At 47.0% G+C, this 904-nt stretch carries 1 protein-coding gene and 1 pseudogene; both read left to right on the top strand.

Annotated features, from left to right (window positions below):
• Positions 1-384, top strand: a pseudogene (locus tag ACWHAR_RS24560) (hypothetical protein); the annotation flags it as partial.
• 23 nt (positions 385-407) lie between these two features.
• Positions 408-904: D-glutamate cyclase family protein (locus tag ACWHAR_RS24555; RefSeq protein ID WP_452088117.1), on the top strand; the 497-nt coding region annotated here is incomplete at its 3' end.

The following is a 904-nucleotide window of genomic DNA, read 5'->3' as shown; positions in this document are numbered from 1 at the left end:
AAAATTTTCGGATTGATCATGTGGTCTGCGGCGATTACGTCTGTTATTGGAGCAGCCTATACATCTGTTTCATTTTTTAAAACCTTTTCTCCAAAAATTGAAAAGAATTCACGCGGTATTATTATCGGATTTATTGTGGTTTCTACGTTAGCTTTTGTCACAATCGGCCAGCCTGCGAAGATCCTCGTACTTGTCGGTTCACTGAACGGCTTAATTCTGCCGATTGCGCTCGGAACGCTGCTTGTTGCCGCCTACAAGAAAAACATTGTCGGTGATTATAAGCATCCGCTTTGGCTGACAAGCACAGGCGCGCTTGTAGTGATTGTAATGGCAGTTATGGGAATCTACACGTTATGTACACAACTTCCTCAATTGTGGAGCTGATATAAGTGGAGCAATTAAACAAAATGGCGCCAAAGGATGTACGCGCCCTGATACGAGAGGGGAAAATAAACGGGCCGACCGCAGGCATGTCCGGCGGCTACGCCCAAGCGAATCTTGTGGTTTTGAAAAAGGACCTTGCGTTTGATTTTCTGCTGTTTTGCCAGCGAAATCAAAAGCCCTGCCCCGTGCTGGATGTGACTGAAGCAGGTTCGCCTGTGCCGTCTCTGGCTGCGCCTGATGCTGATATCAGAACGGATTTTCCGAAATACCGTATTTACAGGCACGGTATCTTAACGGAAGAAGTATCTGATATTACGCCATACTGGGAGGACGATTTTGTCGGCTTTCTGATCGGATGCAGTTTCTCCTTTGAACAGGCACTGATCAATAATGGGATAGCTGTCCGGCATATTGATGAGGGGACAAACGTCTCAATGTATAAAACGAATATCGATTGTGTTCCGGCGGGGGCGTTTCACGGACAGATGGTTGTCAGCATGAGGCCGGTTCCTGAACGGCT

The sequence above is a fragment of the Bacillus sp. LR--39 genome, from assembly GCF_053613335.1.
This window is presented reverse-complemented; position numbering and strand designations above follow the sequence as displayed.